At 45.9% G+C, this 4,250-nt stretch carries 4 protein-coding genes; 2 read left to right on the top strand and 2 right to left on the bottom strand.

Annotated elements, in window-relative coordinates; all coding sequences use genetic code 11:
* The first annotated feature begins 90 nt into the window (after positions 1-90).
* Both ABW391_RS28750 and rluF read left to right on the top strand, forming a co-directional pair.
* Positions 91-708 (top strand): thioredoxin family protein, encoded by a 618-nt coding sequence (locus ABW391_RS28750; protein ID WP_353485352.1) that lies wholly within the window; start codon positions 91-93, stop codon positions 706-708.
* Positions 709-723: 15 nt separating this feature from the next.
* On the top strand, positions 724-1,443 hold the full coding sequence (rluF, locus tag ABW391_RS28755) for a 23S rRNA pseudouridine(2604) synthase RluF (protein WP_353485353.1): 720 nt from the start codon (positions 724-726) through the stop codon (positions 1,441-1,443).
* A 73-nt stretch (positions 1,444-1,516) separates the two neighbouring features.
* Here rluF and ABW391_RS28760 read toward each other — a convergent pair whose 3' ends face one another.
* Positions 1,517-1,672 (bottom strand): hypothetical protein, encoded by a 156-nt coding sequence (locus tag ABW391_RS28760; RefSeq protein ID WP_353485354.1) that lies wholly within the window; start codon positions 1,670-1,672, stop codon positions 1,517-1,519.
* A gap of 139 nt (positions 1,673-1,811) precedes the next feature.
* Positions 1,812-4,250: WD40/YVTN/BNR-like repeat-containing protein (locus ABW391_RS28765; protein WP_353485355.1), on the bottom strand; the 2,439-nt coding region annotated here is incomplete at its 5' end.

Below are 4,250 nucleotides of genomic sequence, written 5' to 3' on the forward strand. Positions count from 1 at the left end.
CTAAAAATGGAAATCTGCGTCACAATAAGTGAGTTGTAATCACCTAACGTTCATTTATTCAAACTCATTGGTTATTCAAATTCGACTGCGATGAAAACAAAAACTGGAATTGGTTTTGGATTTTTTATCGGTGTATTTTGCTTGTTGTCCTTTTTTCCGCAATTGCCATTGGCAATAGGGCTAAAAGTGGGAGATACCGCGCCCGATTTTTCGTTGAAAAGCACATCTGGTAAGTTGGTTGGACTCAAGGATTACAAAAATGTACAAGGCTACATCGTTGTGTTCACTTGCAATACTTGCCCATATGCCCAGGCATACGAACAACGCATCATTGATTTGCACAATAAAATGTCACCAATGGGCTGGCCAGTCGTAGCCATCATGCCCAACGACCCGAGCGTGCAACCCGGAGATGGTTTCGACCGCATGACTGAACGGGCCAAAGAAAGAAATTATTCCTTTGAATACTTGTTGGACGAAGGCCAAAAAGTATTCCCTACCTACGGCGCAGCGCGCACTCCTCAAGTGTTTTTGCTCGACAAAGACCGAAAAGTGCGGTATATTGGCGCGATCGATGACAATGCGGATGATGAATCCTTGATAACGCGTCGGTATGTAGAGGAAGCGATTACCGCAATTGAAAACGGCACCGAACCGGATCCGAACCTGACCAAAGCGGTAGGATGTATGATCAAGGTGAAGAAATAGGATTTACAACAAGCAATGGAGTCAACGAGTCTAAACAAATACATCTCTGAAACGGGCATTTGCTCAAGAAGAGAAGCGGATAAATTCATCGAATCAGGCCGGGTCACCCTGAACGGAGTCATTGCCGTGAAAGGCAACAGGGTGGCAGAAGGTGATGTGGTGTTTCTGAATGGAAAACCCTTGCGCAGCAACCCAAAACGCATCTACATCGCCTTTCACAAGCCCAGAGGACTCACCTGTACCACCGACTTGCGGGATAAGTCCAACGTAGTGAGTTACATCAATCACACCCAGCGAATTTTTCCGATTGGCCGTTTGGACAAAGATTCAGAAGGGCTGATTTTTTTGACAAATGACGGCGATATCGTCAACAAAATCTTGCGCTCCCGCAATGGTCACGAAAAAGAATACATCGTGGTGGTTGATAAAATCTTGGCGCCTGACTTTGTGCGTCGAATGAGCAACGGGATACCTATTTTGGGAACAACCACCAAGCAATGTGCGGTTGAGAAAAAAGGGCAATCCACTTTTCGGATCATTCTCACCCAGGGTTTGAATCGACAGATTCGCCGCATGTGTGAATTCATGGGCTATGAAGTGAAAAAATTGAAGCGCATCCGCATCATGTCTTTGAAATTGGATGACCTGGCCGTTGGGAAATGGCGCTATTTCACTGAAACTGAAATGAAAGAGATTGAAGAACTATTGGAAGATAGTACCAATAGTTACGAATAACCGAAGAGACGCGATTCTTAGCGTCTAACCTTGCATAGAGACGCGATACATCCATCGCGTCTCTACACCAGAATTACATCATGCGAATTGCCCGCACAAAGAAAGTCAATACGAAAGGCAGTGCCAACCAGAACCACTCATCTGCTACCGCAAACAAAATGATCATAGCGACCAAAGAGATCAAAAAGAGCAACCAATCTTTCGTAGTAGAGGTATTTGCAGTTTCCATCTTTCGATTAATTTAGTACGCCGCGAAGGTAAGGAAAAGGTTTTAAGTTTTGGATGTTATGTTGTGAGTTTTCCCTTTTCACACTTCCATTTTGGACATTGTGTCTCAACTCAAAACCATCAACCTACCACAGAACAGCCTAATAAGTATGGGTTGGCGGGGCAAAAAATGGCGCCATTTCCTTTTCCTTAAAACTGCTCATAAAGCTCAACATCGCTTGATTGATGGCTTCATTGGCAGGTTTTTTGCGGTTCCAAATCTTGCGTATGTCATTGAATCGATCGGTGATGCCTTGAGTGATCCGGGGATCGAGGGCATCGGTTCGGAGTTTGAGGTCCAATAACTCAGCGTGAAGCCCATGCTTGAAAACAATGGCATCCTGCGTACCCACCTGAGCGGGTTGAGTGAGGCCAAATTCCCAAAGATTAATTTTGGCAATGATGTCGCGTGCAGTACTGACCATTTCAATATGGTCTGCAGAATTTTCGTACAATTCCAACAAACCGGTCAACCAGTTGCGCCATTCCCGTCGATTACTAATCATGCTGTGCATTTCTCGAATGGTAGCTTCCATTTCGTCGAGCTTAATGCTTTGTAATTCATATTCTTCGGTGGCGCCGGGTACATTGGGATTTGCAAGAACTGTTGCATTTGTTAGAATCGTGTCTTGATTACCAATTAGATGGATGGAATAGATTCCAGGTGCAACCATACTTCCACGCAGATCTCCCATGATGAAAAGTTCAGGAATACCAGGCAGCATGCGGCGGCGGAGATCCCATACCAGGCGATTCAGTCCCTTGGAAGTAGTAAGGGTAGGATGCCCCAATGCTGCATTGGTTTTTACCAAAAAAGAGTCCGTCCAACTGGTGTATTTGCGAATCAATTGCCCTTTGGCATTGCGAATTTCCAGGGTTAAGCTATCGATTTCTTCTGGCAGGATATAGTTGATGATCATGCCCTCGATCGGGTTTCCAGAACTTGATGCAATCGTAGGATCTTCATTTTGTTCGCCAGCATAGCGGTAAGTGGAGCGAGGAGGAAAAATCGAAATTCCAGTTTTGCCTATCAAGCTGGAATTGTTCTGAAAACAAGAAATATCATCCAAGATCCAGATTCCCCGACCCGAAGTGGAAGCGATTAAATCTTTTTCATGGAGGTGCAGATCAGTAATTGGACACACCGGTAAGTTCAGTTGAAATTGATTCCACGAATTCCCTCCATTGATGGAAATATAAAAACTGGATTCCGTACCTGCATACAACAGACCTTTTTGAGCGGGATCTTCGCGGACTACCCTTACAAAATCATTTTTACCAAATCCGGTGGTTATTTTTTCCCAATTGCGTCCGAAATCGGTACTGCGAAAAACATAGGGGTGTTTGTCTCCAAATCGAAATCTGCACGCTACAATGTATACCGTTGCAGGGTCGTGAGGAGATACTTCAATGGAATTGATCAAAGATTCTGGAAGGCCTTTTGGGGTGCGATCGTCCCAGGATTGTCCGCCGTTGCGGGTGAGGTGTACTCGTCCATCATCCGTACCTACCCAAATAACCCCCTCTTTGTGCATGGAAGGAGCAATGTAACTGATCGTGTTGTAATTTTCAGCGCCAGCCCCTTCATTCAAAAAAGGGCCACCGCCGTCGCCTTGATGGGCCGTATCGTTGCGGGTTAGATCCGGGCTTATGGCTTCCCAACTTAGACCACCATTCTCGGTTTTCAGCAATTTCTGAGCCCCGTGGTAAAGTACTTTGGGGTTTTGTGGGGAAAGTACCAACGGCGCATTCCAATTGAAACGGTATTTCAAATCGCGGGGACGGGTCGCCAAAGCAATTTCAGGGTAAGCCATGATGTCCTTACTGCTTTCAGACTTGCGGTGCCAGGCACTGATGTTTCCCTGGTAATTCGTCCCATAAACCCACTCAGGATTGTTAGGGTCTACCGCCAAAAAAGCGCTTTCCCCTCCTGCTACCTGGTACCAATTGTTACCAATTACCTGAGAGCCACTGACCCGGCTGGGGATGCCCATGGCTCCAAAGTCTTGTTGGGCAGTATAAATGTGATAGGGAAAATTATTGTCGGTAGTGACCCGATAAAACTGTCCAGTAGGCTGATTGTTTTGACTTGTCCAGGATCTTCCGTTGTTGAAAGAAATGCAGGCCCCGCCATCATTGGCCAAAATCATATTTTGGGGATTGGAAGGGTTGATCCACAAATCGTGTTGGTCTGCGTGGGGCGTGGCGATGCTACTGAATGTTTTGCCTCCATCCATTGACTTTAGCAGCGGAATATTGAGTACATACACGATGTCTGGATTCTTGACATCGGGAATTATTTCATTGAAATACCAGGAACGGGCATAGGTCTGCCGCTCTTTGTTGACTTGTTGCCAGGATGCACCACTGTCATCAGAACGGTAAATTCCACCATTGGTGGCTTCAACAACCGCATAAAGGCGCTCAGAATTGGTTGGCGATACACAAATGCCCGCTTTCCCCATGCTTGACGGCAAACCCGTGGTCATTTTTTTCCAACTTACTCCAGCATCAGTGGATTTGTACAAACCAGATCCGGG

The sequence above is a fragment of the Haliscomenobacter sp. genome, assembly GCF_040403615.1.
GTDB lineage: Bacteria > Bacteroidota > Bacteroidia > Chitinophagales > Saprospiraceae > Haliscomenobacter.

What these genes read in the sequence shown, in the direction of transcription:
- ABW391_RS28750 (WP_353485352.1), top strand. Translation starts at nt 91, where the DNA reads ATGAAAACAAAAACTGGAATTGGTTTTGGATTTTTTATCGGTGTATTT.
- rluF (WP_353485353.1), top strand. Translation starts at nt 724, where the DNA reads ATGGAGTCAACGAGTCTAAACAAATACATCTCTGAAACGGGCATTTGC.
- ABW391_RS28760 (WP_353485354.1), bottom strand. Translation starts at nt 1,672, where the DNA reads ATGGAAACTGCAAATACCTCTACTACGAAAGATTGGTTGCTCTTTTTG.